Below are 19593 nucleotides of genomic sequence, written 5' to 3'. Positions count from 1 at the left end.
TGGAGATTATAAATTACTGTGCGTATTTGCCGGACAGATAGGGCTTGATGGGGTTGTTTCCGTTCATTGCTCTATTAAGAACGGTTTCGTAGTTGCCGCCGGCGGTCGTTGTGGTGCATTCGCTTGCGTTTGCGCTGGAGAAAATTTTGATGACTCCGCCAGCAAAGAGGGCTGCTCCGTAACATTCCCAACTGTTTTCGGGATTTTTTGAGTTTACAGCAACGTTTACAAAACCAGCCTCTTCAAAGAGCCTTTGAATGCGTCTGTAAGCGACCCCGTTGTCGGAGTGGTAGTCTCCGCCGTTGACCAGGACGCTTCCACTTCCACGGTAGTAGTTTGTGCCGTTTTTGTTGACGAATACGGCGACGGACATTCCAACATCGATCCTGCCATTGTTGGAGGTGATATTGTAGCTTGAATTTTCCGGGAAGGTGATAACACCGGAACCATAAGCTCTATCAAGAATGTTTGCCAGTTCCATGGCGTTGGTTGCGTCAATTTTACGCTTGGATCGTTCAATCATGTTGAATACTTGTGGTACGGCAACTGCCGCCAAAATACCCAAGATGACAATGACTACCATGACTTCAACAAGTGAAAAACCTTTTTTCTTCATATTTTATTTTTCGATTAAATCTAAAGTTTAATTTATATCAGTCCTCTCTCGAATCACATACTGTGGGCTTTGATTGATGCTGATGTAGATGCGACCAACGTATTCACCGATCATTCCAAGAAGCAGCATAATCATGCCGCCGACAAATAGTAGAGTTGCTAAGAGGCTGGTATAGCCTACAGGAATTTCGGGACGCATAAACTTTTCGTACACCACGAATCCGCCGGCGGCAAGCCCCACAATGGCGCAGATGATGCCTGCGATGGTAGCAAAACGCAGCGGGGTAACGCTAAAGGCGGTAAAACCGTTGATCCATAGGCGGATGAGGCCTGCGATGGTGTAGCCGGATGTTCCTTCCAGACGGTTGCGGTGTTCTACCTCCACGTTACCGAGGTTCTTGGTGGCTCGGAATACAAGGCCGCTGATGTAGGCAAATGGATTTGGGTAGCGAACGATTTCTTCAACGATGAATTTTCTCATGATGAAGAAACTGGTGGTTTGCAGAGTCCTGGGCTGGCCGATGATAGATTCTGCCATCTTCTTGTTGGTCCAGCTGCCGAAGCGGCGGAACAGGTGTTCCTTCTTGTGCTGGTAATAGCCGTAGACCACGTCAAAGCCTTCTTCCAGCTTGTTCACCAGCTTAAAGGTTTCGCTGGCAGGAGTCTGGCCGTCGTCATCCAAACTTACCACGTAATCGCCGGTGGCGGCACCATAGCCAGCCATAAGGGCGCAGTGTTGACCGAAATTCTTGGCGAGGCAGATTCCCTTGATTTTCGGGTCTGCTGCAGCGAGACTCTTGATAACATCCCAGACGTTGTCGGGGCTACAGTCGTTCACCAATACGATTTCGTAATCAAAGACTCGTTTGTCATTCTGAGCGGAACCCTGTAAGGGTGGAGTCAAAGAATCTTGCTTTGCGTTTTGCGCAGCCACGGTCTCGCGAATTTCGTTGACCACGGTCTCGATAGTTCCCTGGCTACGATAGCAAGGGATAACGAAGGAAATCTTGGTGGGGCTTTTTTGCTCGCTCATGGGCAGGAATATAAAAAGAAAACACCATATTGGTTGATATTAATTTACATTTTGTGCTATGATGCGGTTGATTTACCCTTTAATTGCCAGTGCGCTGATAACTATCGTGCCTTTCTTGGTAACATTCGAGAAGGGGCAGGATATTGTGCGTGGACTTTTCGGGTTTGAAGAATTTACGTTGCTGTTATTGTTTACGTGGGTAAAATCGGGCTTGCGTCACCCTGGGCAAAGCGCGAAGCGCGAAGAATCTAGAAGGAACGTTCTGTACTACGTGGCGATGTTTTTCATTGTCGTGGTTATGGTTGTCGTTGCCTTTGCTGATCTTTCCAATCTCTTGGCAATCAAGGGCTGGGACATGGGATGGCGCGCCGTTTTGCCTATAGTGACATGTTGTTTTGCTGTGGTCATGGTCTGGAAGGTCCCTGCCTTTAATTTTCCTACTATAAACTTGATTGTATTCGTGTCCCTGATAGCGCACTTGTTTGCCTATAATAATTATGCAGAACAACCGTTAGCCCAGTTCCCTGTAATTAATTATTTGGATCGTACGGCCCCAAAGCCTGTGGAGCGAAAGAAACTGCCCGAAGATTTTTTGGCCAAGTATGATGTTATGGATTCGGCGTTTATTTCAAGACGGTTCTTGGATTCATCGCGAAGCAATGTCTTGATCCTTGTGGAAAGCTGGGGTATTCTCTTGGATAATGAACGCTTTGAACGGGAATTGGACGTGTTTCGTCAAAAAGGTTTTGTTGATTCTTCTGAAGGGAATATGCTGGTGGGCGCCCATAGCCGTATGTATAGCCGCACTCGTACCGCGGAACGAGAAGACTTGATTTTCAACATGGTTCGTGATTCTGTAACTCGTCTGCGCGATACAACGTTTATTCCTCAGGTTTTGGGAGCATCCGGTGTTGGAACTTATTTCCTTTTTGGTGGGGATAGTACGGAGCAGTGGCGTCATTGGTATATCCGCAATGTTGGTTTCCAAAATATTTTATGGAATGAAGAACATAATGATGCGGAAATGTCTGCAAAGCTTGACTCTGTTTTAGGAACAGTGCAACTCGCAAATGATTCTGCCCAAGGATTGTCTGCAAAAATTTTCGCTGCTTGGACAACGCGTGACACCAAGTTTCCTCTGCCTGGCCTGGGGGGCAATTATGCTGGCAGCGCCGACGCTAATGATTCTGCCTATACGGAACGCTTGATGGGTTCCTTGCAGATGATTGCTGATTTGGCTCGTCGTTATCCCAATGTTCGATTTATTGTGCAGGGTGACCATGAGCCTATTTTGTCTCCGTTGAGTTTTCAAGAGCGTTTCTATAAACGTTGGGTTCCCTTTGTTGTTTTGAATTGAGTTGTGTATGCGTATTCCATTTAACAAACCGCCTTTTGTGGGTTCTGAATTTGACTATGTTCGTGCCGCTGTGGAAAGCGGACGTATTTGTGGCGATGGCCAGTTTAACCAGAAGTGTCATGCCTGGCTGAAGGAACATACGGGAACGGCGAAGGCCTTGCTGACGACAAGCTGCACCCACGCCTTGGAAATGGCTGCGTTGCTTTGCGATATTAAGCCTGGCGATGAAGTCATCATGCCTTCTTTTACGTTTGTTTCTACTGCCGATGCTTTTGCCATGCGTGGTGCCAAGTGCGTGTTTGTGGATATTCGTTCGGATACCATGAATATGGATGAAAAACTGGTGGAATCTGCCATTACCGCGAAGACCAAGGCTATTGTTCCAGTTCACTATGCTGGCGTAGCTTGCGAAATGGATGCTATCAACGAAATTGCCAAGCGCCATAACCTTTTTGTAGTGGAAGATGCCGCCCAGGGAATGATGGCCACGTACAAGGGCCGCTCCTTGGGTGCTCTGGGTGACTTTGGTTGCTACAGTTATCACGAAACCAAGAACTATAGCATGGGGGAGGGCGGTGCTCTTCTCATTCGCGATCCGAAGTTTGCAGACCATGCAGAGATCATTCGCGAAAAAGGAACCAACCGTTGTCAGTTCCATCGTGGTGAAGTGGATAAGTACACATGGGTTGAGTTGGGGTCCAGCTACTTGCCTAGCGAGCTGAACGCTGCCTACTTGTACGCTGAGCTGGAACAGGCGGACAAGATTTTTAACAATCGTATGGTTAGTTGGGAGTCTTACCGGGAACGTTTGTTACCGCTAGAACAGCGAGGCCTTATTGAACTTCCTAAGGTGCCGAATCATTGCAAGCACAATGCCCACATGTTCTACATCAAGATGCCCGATCTGGATGGCCGCACCAAGATGATTGCCCATCTGGTGAAAAATGAAATTCTGGCGGTGTTCCATTACGTGCCGCTGCACAACGCTCCCGCGGGCAAGCGCTTTGGCGAGTTCCGTGGTGAAGACCGTTATACTACGTCGGAAAGTAACCGCCTGTTGCGACTGCCCATGTTCTACGGCTTGCAGCGAGACGACTTGGACTTTGTCTGTGACAAGGTCGAGGAATTCTTCCGATGAAAAAACGCTTATTGCTTTTAGGTGGCGGTCACGCAGAAATTCCCCTGATCCAAGCGGCTCAGGAGTTGGGTTACTTTGTGATTACCACTGGCAATGCCCGTGAAGGCCTAGGGCACCCCTATGCCGACAAGAATGTCTTTGCCGATTTCAGTGATAAAGACGCCATGCTTGAGTTGGCCCGTGCCGAGGGCGTTAGCGCCGTGTGTTCGGGTTGCAATGATTTCGCCTTGCTCAGTACGGTTTATGTTTGCGAAAAATTGGGGTTGCCTGGTCACGATAGTTTTGAAACCAGCTTGCAGATTCATCACAAGGACAAGTACCGCGCCTTGGCGGAAAGCTTGCAAATTCCCACGCCTCGGGCAAGGATTGTCCGCAGCCTGGATGAATTCAAGTCTGTCATTGAGGGTGGCTTACAGTTCCCTTTGATTGTTAAGCCTGTGGATCTTACTGGCGGCAAGGGAATACACCGCGTGAACAATGTAAGTGAGGCCTTAATAGCCTACGAAGATGCGGTTTCCCGCACTCGTGAAGATCATGTTGTTGTAGAAGAATTTGTGATTGGAACGAACCATGGTTTTTCCGCCTTCTTGATTGGCGGTAAGGTTGTCTTCTATTTTGCAGATAATGAACAGTATTTCTTGAACAAGTACATGGTCAGCGGTGCCAATACCCCAAGTACCACAAGCGAACATGGCTTGCAGCTTCTGGTGGAGTACAGCGAACGTATTGCCGAAAGGTTGAAACTGGTGGATGGCATTCTGCACATTCAGTACATAGAGAAGGCGGATGGAACTCCTGTCATTATTGAAATTTGCCGCAGGCCTCCTGGGGATTTGTACATCAAGTTTGTGAAGTACGCCACCGGCGTGAATTATCCGAAGATGATTATTTCTGCAGAATGCGGAATGGATTCCTCGACGTTGCTCGGAATGGCTCAAGCTCAGCCGCTGTCAAACTTCCTTCGTCACTGCGTTATGACGGATCGTACGGGAGTCGTTGCCGGTGTAGATTTTGCTCCGGAGATTCAAAAGAACGTTGTTGAGAAATTCCTGTGGTTCAAGGAAGGCGAACAGGTTACGGATCCGCTTTACTATAAGGCTGGCATTGTCTTTATGCAGTTTGATTCCGTAGAGGTAATGACTGAAAAAACAGCAAAGATGTCGGAGTATATTAAGGTTCGTTTCAAGTAAAAAAGATTATATTCGAAATATGCAGAAGAATCCTTTTGAAATTGCGTTTATTGGCGGTGGTATTAATTCGGCTATCGGTGAAGTCCATAAAGCGGCAAGCCAGATGGATGGCTGCTTTAAGCTTGTGGCCGGTGCGTTTAGTACCCATCCCGATATCAATAAGCAGACTGCAGAGGTTTGGGGCGTTGCCTCGGACCGTGTTTACGACGATTACCGACAGTTGCTGCAAACAGAAAAAGGTAAGCTGGATGCTGTAGTGGTCTTAGCTCCTACAGATTTTCATGAAGAAATTGTGGTGGCTGCCCTGCGTGCCGGTTTTCCGGTGATTTGCGAAAAGTCCCTTGCTACAAGTGTGGCTGAGGGTGAACGAATTGCAGCCGCAGTTGCCGAAACCAAGGGCTTTTTCTGTACCACATATAATTATACGGGCTATCCCATGGTCCGTGAATTGAAACAATTGATTGAAGATGGTAAACTGGGCAAGATTCAGCAGGTCCAGGTGGAAATGCCCCAGGAAGGTTTCCTTCGCCTGGGGGCCAACAAAGAACCTCCCAAGCCTCAGGCCTGGCGCTTGAAGGATACGGTGATTCCAAAGATTTCCCTGGATCTTGGCAGCCATCTTCATAACATGATGTACTTCTTGACTGGCGAACGCCCTACCCGCATCGTTGCGGATGAGGCTACCTTTGGCCTGTTCCCGCAGATTGTGGATAACGTTGGGGCCCTGGTGCAGTACACCAACAATGTTCGTGCCCAGGTTTGGTTCAGCAAGACGGCTTTGGGCAACCGCAACGGTTTGCGCATCCGAGTTTTTGGCAGCGAGGGCAGTGCGGAATGGTTCCAGCTGGAACCTGAGACCTTAAAGACTTGCGATCTGCATGGACGTGTGTGTCTTAGCGACCGTACGGGCGATGTGAAGATTGCAAACTTGCCCCGCTACAACCGATTCAAGGCTGGCCACCCTGCAGGATTCATCGAGGCTTTTGCCAACTATTACCGCGACATTGCTGATTGCCTGGAGCAGTATTTTGCAACGGGTGGCTTTTCAAGCAAGTACGTTTGTGGCATCAAGACTTCCTTGGAAGGCCTTGCCATGATGCAAGCTGCTGCTGTATCTGCCAAGTCACAGAAATGGGAAAATGTTTAGTTAGCGTTAATCCGTATCCTTTTAAGAATTCCACGTTAGGGATTAAATTAAAAGGTTTGCGTCATGTCCGATGCTGATCTGGCGTTCTTTGTAGAAATTTTGGACCGTTTACGTTTGAATTCAAGTGAGACTCCTCGTGCAGCTTGCAAAATAGGGATTTGTCGACATCAAAAGTTGGTGGCAGATGGCTACGACATTGATGCTGATAATGATGAACTCCCGGATATAACGAACCTTGCGTAATGTCGGTGTAAAACACTCTCTTGACAGCTCAACTTTTTCTGATTATCTTTAGTAGCGTTATTAGACAATCCCGTTGATAGGGGCGTAAGCATCCCCAGATGGGTTCATTCACCCTTTTGTAGGTGAGGTTGGATAGCTGGCAGGAACACGACCTGCTCGAGTACGCAGCAATGCGTCAGGTAACGCCAAGGAATACCCTTGCCAATCTCGTTTGCAAATCATCCCGTAAAAAATTGTGAACTAGTTGATTGTGCTTTGCATGGCGTGTATTGTGCGCTGTGCATGAATCTTTGTGCAAATGCTTGAGTTGCATTTGTGTTTCGTCGCGTAGGCATGTCGCTTTCGCGGGTTTGTTGACTTATAAAAATGGAGTAAAAAAATGGGACGTAAGCTGGCGTCTATTCAAAAAATTTGGAAAGTGGAACCTATTGAAGGGGCTGACCGTATAGAACTTGTTTCTGTACTCGGCTGGAAGTGTGTTTCTAAAAAAGGCGAATTCAAGGAAGGGGATTTGTGTGTTTATTTTGAGGTTGATGCGTTTTTGCCGGTATGTGAAAAATTTGATTTTCTGAGAAGTTCGTGCTACAAAAAGAATGAACTTATGGGAGAGGGCTTTCTCTTGAAAACGCAGAGGTTCCGCGGCCAGATTTCTCAGGGATTGGTGCTTCCTTTAAGTATTCTTGACGGAGTCGATTCTAGGGAAGAGGGGTGGAATCTGTATGAGAGCGTTGCCGAAACTCTTGGGGTGCGCAAGTGGATGATGCCGGAAGTTGCTACTGGAAGCGGAACTGCGGTTGGTGATATGCCCTATGGTATTCCAAAGACTGACGAAATTCGTGTGCAGGCGGAGCCTTCGTTGATTGAAGAATTTTCCGGGGTTCCTTATTACATTTCCACAAAGATGGATGGTACCAGCGTAACCATGTATCTGATTGATGGAAACTTTGGTGTGTGTGGCCGTAACTTTGAATATGCTGATGATGCAAAATGTCCTTTCTGGAAGTTTGTTCATAAAAATGATATCCACGAAAAAATTGCCAAGGGTGCTGCGGCGTTGGGGTTGAAAAATGTGGCGGTGCAGGGCGAATTCTGTGGCGAGGGGATTCAAAAGAACCGTTTAAAACTTTTTTCACCAGACTGGTTTGTCTTTACCTTGATCGATATGGATGTACATCGCCGTTTGGGGCTTGCGGAAATGTTGCAGTTCTGCGATGCAGCTGGGTTGAGCCATGTTCCTATTGAAGAATGCGGTGAAAATCTGCCGTATAAATGCGTGGACAGTTTGATTGAGCGCGCAAAAGGTCTGTATGCTAGTGGGAATCATAAGGAGGGTATTGTCATTCGACCGCAGAATCCGTGCTATAGTAGAATCGTAGAGGGACCTTTGTCGATGAAAGTCATCAACAATGATTTTCTGCTGAAGTGATTCTGTTTTCATGTGCGTAAGAGCAAGGTTTACACCATCCGCGGTGTAAAAGTGATGCTTGACGCAGACTTGGCGGAAATTTATGGGTATTCGGTCAAGGCTTTTAATCAGCAAGTTAAGAATAATGCTGAAAAATTTCCAGAGGATTTTCGGTTTCAACTTGATAGAGATGAATACCGAAAAATTCTAGGGTCAAAATTTTTGACCCTAGAACAAGGCAAATATTCGAAAACCAATCCCTACGCCTTTACGGAGCAGGGCATTTACATGCTCATGACGGTCCTAAAAGGTGATTTAGCTACTAAGCAAAGCATTGCCATCGTCCGTCTTTTCAAAGAAATGAAGGACTATATAGCATCTGAAAATCAGCAGTTGCTGGGTTGTTCCAACTGTGTTCAAATTGCAACCCTTACGGCTCGACATTCCCACGAAATTGCAGAAATTCGCACGGATGTGGCTCGTTTGGAGGTGGAGTCCCAGAAAACCCAGGAATCCCTGGGCAAGGTCATGGAATTTTTCCACGATCCTTCTACCTATAAGCACCACTTGATTCTGAATGGGCAAAAGTTGGAGGCCGATGTCGCTAACTCGCAGATTTATGGCATGGCTCAGAAGTCAATTTTCTTGTTTGATGATTTTGTTGGCGTAAAAACACTGGATTTATTGCGAGGTGTTGCTCAGAATGTTAAGATTACGCTTTTCAGTGATCAGCGGAATGGCTGTGCGTTGACTCAAACAATGATTGACGACTTCAAGGCTGCTAGGCCTGACATTTCCTTTGAGCGGAGGCCTGCAGGCGGTATATTCCATGATCGTTATATCGTATTGGATTACAAAACGAGTCACGAAAAAATGTTCCATTGTGGAGCATCTTCAAAAGATGTGCCAAATGAGTGTCGCAAAATTATGCTTGCATAATTTTATGACCGAGTGCAGCCATCTACGCCGAAGGCGTTCAAGATGCCGGAAAACGCGTGACAACGATAGACGACATTGAATACCCTGAAGTCTATCACGAGCTGATTGAGAAGGTGTTGGCGGATTGAGTTTAGTTTGAGGTGCAAAAGTTACAAATTATTCCCGTTCGGGAAAAATTTTACCGTGATTGTTGCCTTTTGATGTTGATTTTCCCGTACGGGAAAGTTATATTTAGGGGCATGAAGGTGCAACAAGTAAATGATATTTCGATTTCTGTGAAAACAAGAAGAAATCAGTTGAAACTGACGCAAGCGGAATGCGCGGCCTTTTGTGGTGTCGGAGTTCGTTTCTTCTCGGAACTGGAAAATGGCAAGGAAACGCTACAGCTTGATAAAGTACTGCATGTTTTGCAAATGCTTGGTTTAAATCTTCATGTTGTGGAAAGGGAAAATGATCGATGAAGTTAAAGGTTTATTTTGCAAATAAGCTTGCTGGTAGTTTGTTTTCTACTCCCGATAGAGGGATTGTGTTTGCTTACGATGATTCCTATGTCGGGCAAAATGGAAATTCTCTTTCGATGTCACTTCCATTAAGGTCCGGTGAGTTTTCGCAAAAGGAATGTCTGCCGTTTTTCTCAGGAGTTCTCCCAGAAGGGGATGTGAAACGCCGAATTTCTGAGTATCTTCATGTTTCTGAATCGAGTACGCTTAAGTTGCTACAGGAACTTGGGGGTGAATGTGCCGGTATTATTTCGGTATTGCCAGAAGATGCCGAACCTAATCAGAAGTTGACTTACAGGTTGGATTCTGACAATTATGAGGAACTGTCAGAAGATATTTTGCTTGGTTATATAAAAAACGCGGAAACGAGACCTTTGCTGAAGGCTAATGAAGAATTGAGGCTTTCTTTGGCTGGGGCTCAGGAAAAGTTGCCTCTGGCTTTTTTTGACGGAAAATTTCATTTCCCAAAGAATGGTGCTCCATCGACACATATCATCAAACCGACGGGCAAGGGAGAATTGTCATCGCTTGCAGTAAATGAATATGTGTGCGTGAAACTTGCTAAATATTCTGGCCTAAGCGTGCCTGAAGTAGCTTTGAAGAAAATTCAGGATGAAACGTTCATAATGGTGGAACGCTATGATAGAATCAAAAGAGGTGATTCTGTTGTTCGTTTACATCAAGAGGATATGTGCCAGGCTTTGGGGATCCTTAGCGATCGAAAATATCAGAATGATGGTGGTCCGGGCATTGCGGATATTTTTCAGCTGATTAGCCAGAGAACATCAGTTCCTCTTTTGGACGCTCGGGCTTTTATTCAGTACGTCCTGTTTAATCTCGTTATTGGCAACTGCGACGCTCACGGGAAAAATTATTCTTTGCTCTATGATGACGATATCTTGAAGCTATCTCCGATTTACGATGCCGTCTGTACACTTCTGTACCCGACTCTGACAAGAAAGGTTTCCATGAAAATTGGAAACCATTATGAGATTGATAAAATCAGAAAGGCGGATCTCGTTCTCCTGGCGGAACAACTGAAATTAAGACAGTCCGTGATTCTGAATTTGTATTCGGATTTGAGAAAGAAAGTTCTTCTTGGTTTTTCTTCAATCCGTGAAGATGAAAGTCTTGGCGGATGCGCAGAAACGATTGACGAAATCGAAAAGATCGTACAAGAAAGAGATATAACGAACCTTGCGTAATGTCGGTATAAAACACTCTCTTGACAGCTCATTTTTTTCTGATTATCTTTAACTGAGTTATTGGACAATCCCGTTGATAGGGGCGTAGACATCCCCAGATGGGTTCATTCACCCTTTTGTAGGTGAGGTTGGATAGCTGGCAGGAACACGACCTGCTCGAGTACGCAGCAATGCGTCAGGTAACGCCAAGGAATACCCTTGCCAATCTCGTTTGCAAATCATCCCGTAAAAAATTGTGAACTAGTTGATTGTGCTTTGCATGGCGTGTATTGTGCGCTGTGCATGAATCTTTGTGCAAATGCTTGAGTTGCATTTGTGTTTCGTCGCGTAGGCATGTCGCTTTCGCGGGTTTGTTGACTTATAAAAATGGAGTAAAAAAATGGGACGTAAGCTGGCGTCTATTCAAAAAATTTGGAAAGTGGAACCTATTGATGGGGCTGACCGTATTGAACTTGTTTCTGTACTTGGCTGGAAATGTGTTTCTAAAAAAGGCGAATTCAAGGAAGGGGATTTGTTGCAGTTCTGCGATGCTGCTGGGTTGAGCCATGTTCCTATTGAAGAGTGTGGCGAAAGTCTGCCGTATAAAATGTGGACAGCTTGATTGAGCGCGCAAAAGGTCTGTATGCTAGTGGAAATATTTTCTGCTGAAGTGATTCTGTTTTCATGTGCGTAAGAGCAAGGTTTACACCATCCGCGGTGTAAAGGTGATGCTTGATTCCGATCTTGCGGAAATTTATGGGTATGAGACGAAGCGTTTCAATGAACAAGTTAAAGCTAATATTGAACGCTTTGATGATGATTTTCGATTTCAGTTGACGAAAGAAGAATATCATGAAATTCTAAGGTCGGAAAAACCGACCTTAGAACAGGGAAAATATTCAAAATTCCGACCTTATGCATTTACGGAACAGGGAATCTATATGTTGATGTCTGTTTTGAGGGGGCCATTGGCAGTAGCTCAAAGCAAAGCTCTTGTCCGTCTTTTCAAGGACATGAAGGATTACATTGTTGCTGAAAATCAGCAGTTGCTGGGTTGTTCCAACTGTGTTCAAATTGCAACCCTCACGGCACGACATTCCCACGAAATTGCGGAAATTCGTACGGATGTGGCTCGTTTGGAGGTGGAGTCTTTGAAAACCCAAGAATCGCTGGGCAAAGTCATGGAATTCTTTCATGATCCTTCTACCTATAAGCATCACTTGATTCTGAATGGTCAAAAGCTGGAGGCCGATGTCGCTAACTCGCAGATTTATGGCATGGCTCAGAAGTCAATTTTCTTGTTTGATGATTTTGTTGGCGTAAAAACACTGGATTTATTGCGAGGTGTTGCTCAGAATGTTAAGATTACGCTTTTCAGTGATCAGCGGAATGGCTGTGCGTTGACTCAAACAATGATTGACGACTTCAAGGCTGCTAGGCCTGACATTTCCTTTGAGCGGAGGCCTGCAGGCGGTATATTCCATGATCGTTATATCGTATTGGATTACAAAACGAGTTACGAAAAAATGTGCTAGTTTGGTGTTTCCTAATTTTTTTTTTTGGGGGGGGGTATTTTGCGTTTTTGAAAGGTGGTGTTGCTAAAATATTGGCGATAATGTTGAAATTCTTTCAATAATTGCTTATATTTTAGCAGTATGAAAACAAAATTTGATATTGGCGATTTTGTAGATTCTTTGACGATTCCTGCTGCAACCGAGGCTCTTGTGGCGCGAATGAGGGCTTGTAGGCGGTCTATGAATTTAACCCAGAAGGATTTAGCTTCCCGATCGGGGGTTAGCTACGCTTCTGTTCGGCGTTTTGAACTGCTGGGCGAAATTTCTTTGCAGTCCTTGCTAAAAATTGCAATGGCTTTAGATTGTCTAGAAGATTTCAACATGCTTTTTAGATTGCCCGCAGTTGCCAATTTGAAGGACTTGTAATGGAACTGACGGTTGTAAAAAAGCTGACTGTAAAATACAATGGGAGGGTAGTTGGCTATCTTGCTGACTTATCTGGTGAAATTGGTTTTCAGTATGACGAGGGATGGCTGAAAGATGGTTTTGCCTTATCTCCATTTTCTCTTCCGTTGACGAACAAGGTGTTTGTTAATCATAAGAAAACGTTTAACGGCCTTTACGGGGTGTTTGCGGATTCCCTGCCTGATGGCTGGGGAGAACTTTTATTTCGTAGGATGCTTGCCAGGCAGGGATTTAATGCGGATCGTGTTTCTCCACTAACCCGGCTTGCTTTGGTGAACGATTATGGTATGGGTGGATTACAGTATGAACCTAGTTTTTCTGAGATGTCAACTCCAGAACGTTTTGACCTAGATATGCTTGCGGCAGAAGCCGATAAGATTTGGAATGATGAAATGGAAAATGTAAATCTAGACGAAGTCTACCGTCTAGGTGGTTCAAGCGGTGGGGCTAGGCCAAAGGCTCACATCAAGGTTGGAGAAGATTGCTGGATTGTGAAATTTCCGTGCTCTTATGATTCTAGGAATGCAGGGAAAAAGGAATTTGAGGCCAATAAGTTGGCTCGAGATGCTGGCATAAATGTGAATGAGTTCAAACTTTTCCCGTCAAAAAAATATGGGGGATTCTTTGGTGCGAAACGTTTTGACCGGGATGGTACGAATAGAGTTCACATGGTTTCTTTGTCGTCCATGCTTGAAACCTCCCATCGAATTCCGAATTTAGATTACTGCCATTTGTTTCAGGTTGTACAAAAAATATGCATAGATCAATCTGATATGTATGAGGTATTTCGTAGAATGGCCTTTAATGTTTTCTACGGAAATAAGGATGACCATGGGAAGAATTTTGCGTTCCTTTATGACGAGTCAGCTCGTTCTTACAAATTGTCTCCTGCTTATGATATAACGAAGACTGTTGATAAGGCGGAACATGAAATGACTGTGAACGGAAATGGGAATCCTTCAGAAGACGATATGCTTGCGGTTGCCGATTGTTGTGGCTTGCAAAAGGCCGCCTGTACGAAAATTCTGGAATCCGTTAAGAAAATTACACAGAAAAGAATATCATAGTCGGTAGTGATGCTTTTACCCCCATTTGAGGTACAATTTTTTTACCGCAACTTTTGAAAAAACTATATTTGTCCGCAAATTTTTGAACTTTTTATAGGTTGTTTGTACAACCGTAGGATTGTGTATGCTTGATTCTGCTGAACTTGATCGCGCTGCCCAGGCTGAACTGGACCGCATTCTTGCTCTGCCGACCTTGACCCTGAAGGACAAGTTGGCTATCCAGCCCCAGTATGTGGGTGAAGTGGACCCCATGGCCCGCCGCACCACTATGGAAGAAGACAACATGGGCTTTACCAAGACCCAGGCTCGTGTGGAAGCAAGCCGTTGCATGAAGTGTAAGAAGCCGTTCTGTTCTGCTGCTTGCCCCATTGGCATGCCCATTCCTCAGTACCTGGAATTGCTGGCTGCCGACGATGTTGCCGGTGCCGTCGAAATTCTCCGTAGCGCATCCCTTTTGATTTCTATCTGCAGCCGCGTCTGCCCCCACGAACGTCAGTGCGAAGCCAACTGCGCTTTGACCAAGACCCTCAAGGATCCTAACAAGGGTATCAAGATGGGCAAGCTGGAACGTTTCTGCGCCGACTACGAACGTGAACATCTTGGCGGCAAGAAGCCTGTTCCTGTTGCTGCTGCAACTGGCAAGCGTGTTGCTGTTATCGGTTCTGGTCCTGCAGGCTTTAGCGCCGCTGTGGACCTGCGTGCACAGGGCCACGATGTGACCATTTTTGAATCCTACGACAAGTTGGGTGGCGTGCTCCGCTACGGTATTCCTGAATTCCGTCTGCCCAAGAAGCTGGTCGACTATGAATACTCCATCCTGCCTATGATGGGTATCGAAGTCCGTACTGGCGTCACCGTCGGTAAGGATGTTTCTGTTGATGAACTTTTGAAGCAGGGCTATGACGCAGTGTTCATTGGTAACGGTGCAGGCTTGGCTCTCAAGACAGGCGTTCCGGGCGAAGACCTGAAGTGCGTCTATGCTGCCGACGAATACCTGCGCAAGGCAAACCGCGGCGAAGCTATCGAATCCGGCAAGAACGTTGTTGTCGTAGGTGGCGGTAACGTGGCTATGGACGCTGCCCGCATGGCATTCCGTCTTGGTGCAGAAAAGGTCCGTATCGTTTATCGCCGTACCAAGGATCAGATGCCTGCCTGCCGTGCCGAACTTAAGGAAGCTGCAGAAGAAGGTGTGGAACTGATGGAACTCCGTAATCCTTCCGAATTCGTCGGCGGTGCCGATGGTCGCGTAGCTCAGGCTAAGCTGGATAAGTTCGTTCTCGGCGAACCCGATGAAAACGGCCGTCCCAAGCCGGTCAAGGTCGAAGGCGAACAGGATGTCATCGATTGCGATACCGTTGTTCTCGCCATCGGTAGCAAGGTTTCTTCCGAACTGAAGGATACCACTCCGGCTCTGGAAACCAACCGTAACGGCACCTTCGTGGTGAAGGATCCCGAAACTGCAGAAACTACCGTGAAGAACGTCTTCGTCGGTGGCGATGCTTTCCACGGTCCTCAGACTGTTGTGCTGGCTATGAAGACCGGCCGCCAGGCTGCTGCCGCTATCCATAAGGCCTTGATGGGCTAATCCGGATAACAAAGGTTATAAAAAAGGCTCCGCGTTTTTCGCGGAGTCTTTTTTTTGCATTGCGGAACGTCGCTTGCATCGCGGAACGTCGCGGTTGTAATGCCGCAGCGGGCTGTCTTGAATATGCTGCAGCCTGTTGAACGCTCTGATTACTTTATACGCAGGCGGGCGTATTCGTAGAGCCCCAGGGAGAGGGCCACGGATGCATTGTAGGAGTGGGCCTCGGGCATCATGGGGATGCGGAGGATTGCGTCGCACTGCTTCTTGATGAAGGGCGGGAGACCGACGTCTTCGCCACCTACGGCGATGACGGCTTGGTCGGCGAACTTGAAGTCTGCCAGGTTGGTCTCGGTATCGGCGTCCAGGCCGAGAACCTGATAGCCGGCCATCTTCAATTCACCGATGGCTGCTTCTAGATTGTTGGGGCGGCAGATGCGCATCTTGTCCAGGGCGCCGGCACTGGTGCGGGCCACACTGGGAGTGATGCCGCACATTCCCTTGGCGGGTAGCAGCAAGATATCTACGCCCAAAGCAAGACTACTACGGATGCAAGCGCCCAGATTGCGCGGGTCTTCGATGTTGGTGGCAACGGCAACCAGCTTGCGCTCGCCCTTGTCGATGGCGTTAAAGAATTCTTCACGGACGTCTTCCCAGACCAGCAGTTCCTTTTCGTTCATGAGGGCTACTACACCGTGATTCGGGGTGGCGTAGCTGTTCAGGATCTTGGAGTCCACCTGCTGCACGTGAACGTGGGCGCGCTTGGCCAGCTTCTGCAGTTCGTAGAGCTTGGGGTTTCCGGACTGGTGCATAAAGAGCACGCGGTGAACCTGCATGGGACTCTTGGTCAGAAGTTCGGTTACTTCCTTGATGCCGCCCACGGCAACCTGAGGAGCGGCGTCTGCGTCACCTACTGCGGGAATGATGCCGTCTTGATAGGCGCGGGCAGTGTCCTGCGGCTTCTGTTCAAAGCGGGGCTTCGGGCGGAACTCGTTATCTTCGCGAACGCGGAAATTCTGGCGAGGGCCACGGCCAAAGCTACGACGGCGGTCTCCGCCAAATCCTTCGCGACGTTCTCCAAAGTTTCTCTGGTCGCCGCCAAAATTGTTGTCTCTATCAAATGCCATTTTGTATTCCTCTTTTAAGCTTTGGCCCTGCAGACAATGACCTGGTTCATTTTAATGTCGGTTTCCTTTTGCTCCAAGGGTTCCTTGCTAATCTGCTTTGGACTTGCAATGCCTGCCTTGTAAGCCTCAGGGTAGTTGGCAAGGAATCTGTCGTAGTATCCCTTACCGTGTCCTTTGCGTTCGCCGGTCATGTTGAACTTTGTTCCGGGAACAAGAAAAACTTCGATCTCGCCTTTTTCGCCCTTGTACGGTTCCAGTCCTTCACGAGGTTCCATGATTCCAAAGTTCCCCTTTACCAAATCTTTTCTCAAGCTTTTGATGGGGTAGAATTCCATGGTGGTGGGACCGGTTACCTTGGGTAGCAGCAAGCGACCTTCTTCGCAGAGCTGTTCCAGGATGGGCATGATGTTGGGTTCGCCCTTCAGGGGGTAGAAGGCTGCAATGGCTCGTGATTCCGTATAGCCCGGGATGGCGTGAATCTCGAACCAGGGATTCTTAATGAGCTCGTCCCCTTCCTCGTGATTCTTGAAAACCTTTCCGAACATGGATTTCGAAAGGATCACCAGGATGATAAGTGCTATGGGAAAAATGTATTCCATAATGAATGCGGGCGAATCTTAGCCGGCGGTCGATAAAGGTGAATTGTTGGAACCTAGTCCGGGTCTCCCACACGTTTTGCCGTAGGAAGTTTTTCCTGCAGGATCTCGGTCCAGATCTGTTTCTGCCAGTTCATCAGGTGGGCTTCGTCGTAACGGGTTTCCCAAGGGATTTTTCCCGGTGCAGCAAGCCAGATCAGCTGGGCCTTGTTTGCCAGAAGGGACGCGTCGAGCTTAAGTGCCTCGGCCTTTTCGTCGCGCCAAGTCTTCAATACCGACAGCAGGTCGGAGTTGGGAATGATCGGCGGGGGAGGTGCCTTGGGCAAACGTTCCGGCCAGTCACTTTCTGGAACAGCCATGGCGGACTTCATCATGTTGACGAAGGATTCCAGGCGTTCGTCCTTGAAATTGCGAGGCAGCTTGGGCAGATGGTCCAGCAATACTTCGGGATAGGTCTGCTGGGCGTGTCGGACTATGGCCAGCATCAAGTCTGCGGGCATCACCTTGTAGGGCGGACGGTCCAGTTCTTCGGCCTGTTTCTCGCGCCATTCCCAAAGGAACTTCAGGATGTTCAAGGAGCAGGGGCTGAAAATGGAACTGCCTGTAATACGCCAAGGGTCCTTCTTGGCCGGAGCCGGGTTCTTGGCGTGTTCGATAAGGGCTTCACATTGCTCGATAAGCCAGCTCATGCGTCCGGCAGCCTGGAGCTTTTCTGCTAGGATGGCGCAAAGTTCGTGAAGGTAGAAGGTGTCGTGAATGGCGTATTCGCACATTTCCAGGGGCAGGGGCCTAATGGTCCAGTCTGCGCGCTGGTTTTCCTTCTTCAGTTCGTCGCCGAAGTATTCGCGAACCAGGTCTGCAAGGCCAAGGTGGGGTTCGCCCAAAATCTTGGCGGCAAGCATGGTGTCAAAAATCTGCTTAGGGGCAAATCCGTAGGTTTGCCAGAGCAATCGTAAATCGTAATCTGCCCCGTGGAAAATCAAGACCTGCATGGCGCGGGCGTTGAACAGGGGCTGAAGATCCAGTCCGCAAAGGGGGTCCACAATGTAGTGGTGGTCGCCAATGGTAATCTGGATGAGACAGAGACGAGCCGTATAATGGTACATGGAATCGGCTTCGGTATCTACCGCGGCCATGTCGTAGTTTTCAAGATCCTGCAGCAAACTTGCCAAGGATTCTTCGCTATCGACCAGTATGTACTTTTCGTCTTGCATCATTTGACGGAAAATGTAATAAAACATTTGGCCATTATTTCAAAGGAATAATTTGGAATTACTAAATTTACGCACATGAAAAAGATTTCTCTTACCGGTATCAAGCCGACGGGCACTCCGCACCTCGGCAACTATGTGGGCGCTATCCGCCCGGCTCTTGAACTCACCAAGACCTACGATGCAGTTTACTTCATTGCAGACTATCACGCCCTGACTACCGTGCAGAACGGTGCAGAAATGCGCGACAACATCTACAAGGTCGCAGCCACCTGGCTTGCCCTGGGCCTGAATCCGGAAGAAACCCTGTTCTACAAGCAGAGCGACATTCCTGAAATCTTTGAATTGAGCTGGGCTCTCAGCTGCTTTACTCCCAAGGGTTTCATGAACCGCGCCCACGCCTACAAGGACAAGGTGGCAAAGAACGAAGCCGCCGGCGAAGATGTTGACGCCAACGTGAACATGGGTCTTTACTGCTATCCTTGCTTGATGGATGCAGACATCCTCATGTTCAATGCCGACATCGTTCCCGTCGGTAAGGACCAGAAGCAGCATGTGGAATTTGCCCGCGATATCGCCATCAAGTTCAACAAGCATTTTGGTCAGGATGTGTTCACCGTTCCTGAACCGGTTTTCCAGGAATCCACCGGCGTGATTCCGGGCCTCGACGGTCGCAAGATGAGCAAGTCCTACGACAACTACATCGACATCTTCCTGGATTCCAAGGCTTTGAAGAAGCGCCTGGGCAAAATCGTTACCAACTCCCAGGGCATCGAAGAACCTAAGGATCCGGATACCTGCAACGTGTTCAAGCTGTACAAGCTGTTCGCAACGACCGAACAGACCGAAGCTCTGGCTGCCCGCTACCGCGCTGGCGGCATGGGCTGGGGCCACGCCAAGCAGGAACTGCAGAACGTTCTTGAAGAACACCTGGGCGCCGCCCGCGAAAAGTACTTCGACCTTCTGGCCCACACCGAAGAAATCGACAAGATTCTCGCCTACGGTAAGGAAAAGGCCCGCGTCAAGTCCAAGGCTATGATGGACAAGGTCCGCGAACTCCTGGGTACTTACTAAGACCGTTCGTTCAGTACGTGGGGTGAAAAACCTCCTGTTCTTCACTCACTCTCGCTACCACGGCTCATTAATATGAGCCGCTTGTAGCTCACGTAGTCCCTGCGCGTCATCTCCTTGAACCTTCCTGCGTCATCCTGAGGAGCGAAGCGACGATATAGAATTGTCGGCAACTTGTTGCCCTACAATTCTTAGGTTCGAAGGAGCAG

The 19593-nt window shown here is 47.8% G+C and carries 20 protein-coding genes; 15 read left to right on the top strand and 5 right to left on the bottom strand.

Annotated features, from left to right (window positions below):
• Positions 1-13: 13 nt before the first annotated feature.
• A complete protein-coding gene (locus tag MJZ26_01775; protein MCQ2104497.1) occupies positions 14-616 on the bottom strand; it encodes a type II secretion system GspH family protein in 603 nt (200 codons plus the stop codon).
• A 27-nt stretch (positions 617-643) separates the two neighbouring features.
• Positions 644-1648 (bottom strand): glycosyltransferase family 2 protein, encoded by a 1005-nt coding sequence (locus MJZ26_01770; GenBank protein MCQ2104496.1) that lies wholly within the window; start codon positions 1646-1648, stop codon positions 644-646.
• Positions 1649-1706: 58 nt separating this feature from the next.
• Here MJZ26_01770 and MJZ26_01765 point away from each other — a divergent pair, with 58 nt between their 5' ends.
• The 14 genes from MJZ26_01765 to MJZ26_01700 all read left to right on the top strand — a co-directional run bounded on the left by MJZ26_01765 (position 1707) and on the right by MJZ26_01700 (position 15382).
• Positions 1707-3005 carry a hypothetical protein gene (locus tag MJZ26_01765; GenBank protein MCQ2104495.1) on the top strand — a complete coding sequence of 433 codons (1299 nt, stop codon included), beginning with the start codon at positions 1707-1709 and terminating at the stop codon, positions 3003-3005.
• Positions 3006-3012: 7 nt separating this feature from the next.
• On the top strand, positions 3013-4143 hold the full coding sequence (rffA, locus tag MJZ26_01760) for a dTDP-4-amino-4,6-dideoxygalactose transaminase (protein ID MCQ2104494.1): 1131 nt from the start codon (positions 3013-3015) through the stop codon (positions 4141-4143).
• Positions 4140-5333, top strand: coding sequence for an ATP-grasp domain-containing protein (locus MJZ26_01755; GenBank protein ID MCQ2104493.1), 1194 nt, complete (start codon positions 4140-4142; stop codon positions 5331-5333). Before rffA ends, MJZ26_01755 begins: the two co-directional genes overlap by 4 nt.
• A 19-nt stretch (positions 5334-5352) precedes the next feature.
• Entirely contained in the window at positions 5353-6480 is a 1128-nt protein-coding gene (locus tag MJZ26_01750) for a Gfo/Idh/MocA family oxidoreductase (GenBank protein MCQ2104492.1), read from the top strand.
• Positions 6481-6543: 63 nt separating this feature from the next.
• Positions 6544-6723 (top strand): hypothetical protein, encoded by a 180-nt coding sequence (locus MJZ26_01745; protein MCQ2104491.1) that lies wholly within the window; start codon positions 6544-6546, stop codon positions 6721-6723.
• Positions 6724-7102: 379 nt separating this feature from the next.
• Complete coding sequence (locus MJZ26_01740; protein MCQ2104490.1) at positions 7103-8149, top strand: RNA ligase (ATP); 1047 nt, start codon at positions 7103-7105, stop codon at positions 8147-8149.
• Positions 8150-8161: 12 nt separating this feature from the next.
• Positions 8162-9067, top strand: coding sequence for an ORF6N domain-containing protein (locus MJZ26_01735; GenBank protein MCQ2104489.1), 906 nt, complete (start codon positions 8162-8164; stop codon positions 9065-9067).
• Positions 9068-9306: 239 nt separating this feature from the next.
• On the top strand, positions 9307-9528 hold the full coding sequence (locus MJZ26_01730; GenBank protein ID MCQ2104488.1) for a type II toxin-antitoxin system Y4mF family antitoxin: 222 nt from the start codon (positions 9307-9309) through the stop codon (positions 9526-9528).
• Complete coding sequence (locus MJZ26_01725; GenBank protein MCQ2104487.1) at positions 9525-10772, top strand: type II toxin-antitoxin system HipA family toxin; 1248 nt, start codon at positions 9525-9527, stop codon at positions 10770-10772. The genes MJZ26_01730 and MJZ26_01725 overlap by 4 nt, the downstream gene beginning before the upstream one ends.
• Before the next feature lie 379 nt (positions 10773-11151).
• A complete protein-coding gene (locus MJZ26_01720) occupies positions 11152-11373 on the top strand; it encodes a hypothetical protein (protein ID MCQ2104486.1) in 222 nt (73 codons plus the stop codon).
• A gap of 64 nt (positions 11374-11437) precedes the next feature.
• A complete protein-coding gene (locus MJZ26_01715; protein MCQ2104485.1) occupies positions 11438-12286 on the top strand; it encodes an ORF6N domain-containing protein in 849 nt (282 codons plus the stop codon).
• Between the two features lie 120 nt (positions 12287-12406).
• Positions 12407-12691: a helix-turn-helix transcriptional regulator gene (locus tag MJZ26_01710; GenBank protein ID MCQ2104484.1), complete on the top strand. Its 285-nt coding sequence runs from the start codon at positions 12407-12409 to the stop codon at positions 12689-12691.
• Positions 12691-13797 carry a type II toxin-antitoxin system HipA family toxin gene (locus MJZ26_01705; protein MCQ2104483.1) on the top strand — a complete coding sequence of 369 codons (1107 nt, stop codon included), beginning with the start codon at positions 12691-12693 and terminating at the stop codon, positions 13795-13797. Before MJZ26_01710 ends, MJZ26_01705 begins: the two co-directional genes overlap by 1 nt.
• A 124-nt stretch (positions 13798-13921) precedes the next feature.
• Positions 13922-15382 (top strand): NAD(P)-dependent oxidoreductase, encoded by a 1461-nt coding sequence (locus tag MJZ26_01700; GenBank protein ID MCQ2104482.1) that lies wholly within the window; start codon positions 13922-13924, stop codon positions 15380-15382.
• A 149-nt stretch (positions 15383-15531) separates the two neighbouring features.
• Here MJZ26_01700 and MJZ26_01695 read toward each other — a convergent pair whose 3' ends face one another.
• From MJZ26_01695 to MJZ26_01685, 3 genes are read right to left on the bottom strand one after another with little or no spacing between them, the layout of a single operon-like run.
• A complete protein-coding gene (locus MJZ26_01695; GenBank protein MCQ2104481.1) occupies positions 15532-16506 on the bottom strand; it encodes an RNA methyltransferase in 975 nt (324 codons plus the stop codon).
• Between the two features lie 14 nt (positions 16507-16520).
• Entirely contained in the window at positions 16521-17105 is a 585-nt protein-coding gene (locus tag MJZ26_01690; GenBank protein ID MCQ2104480.1) for a 5-formyltetrahydrofolate cyclo-ligase, read from the bottom strand.
• A gap of 53 nt (positions 17106-17158) precedes the next feature.
• Positions 17159-18343, bottom strand: coding sequence for an HRDC domain-containing protein (locus MJZ26_01685; protein MCQ2104479.1), 1185 nt, complete (start codon positions 18341-18343; stop codon positions 17159-17161).
• A gap of 48 nt (positions 18344-18391) precedes the next feature.
• On the opposite strand from MJZ26_01685, the gene trpS reads away from it, so the two are divergent.
• Positions 18392-19387 (top strand): tryptophan--tRNA ligase, encoded by a 996-nt coding sequence (trpS, locus tag MJZ26_01680; protein MCQ2104478.1) that lies wholly within the window; start codon positions 18392-18394, stop codon positions 19385-19387.
• Positions 19388-19593: the final 206 nt, after the last annotated feature.

The organism is Fibrobacter sp. (genome assembly GCA_024398965.1).
Classification (GTDB): domain Bacteria; phylum Fibrobacterota; class Fibrobacteria; order Fibrobacterales; family Fibrobacteraceae; genus Fibrobacter.
The sequence above is the reverse complement of the archived record's forward strand: the minus strand, read 5'-3'. Positions and strand labels throughout refer to the sequence as shown.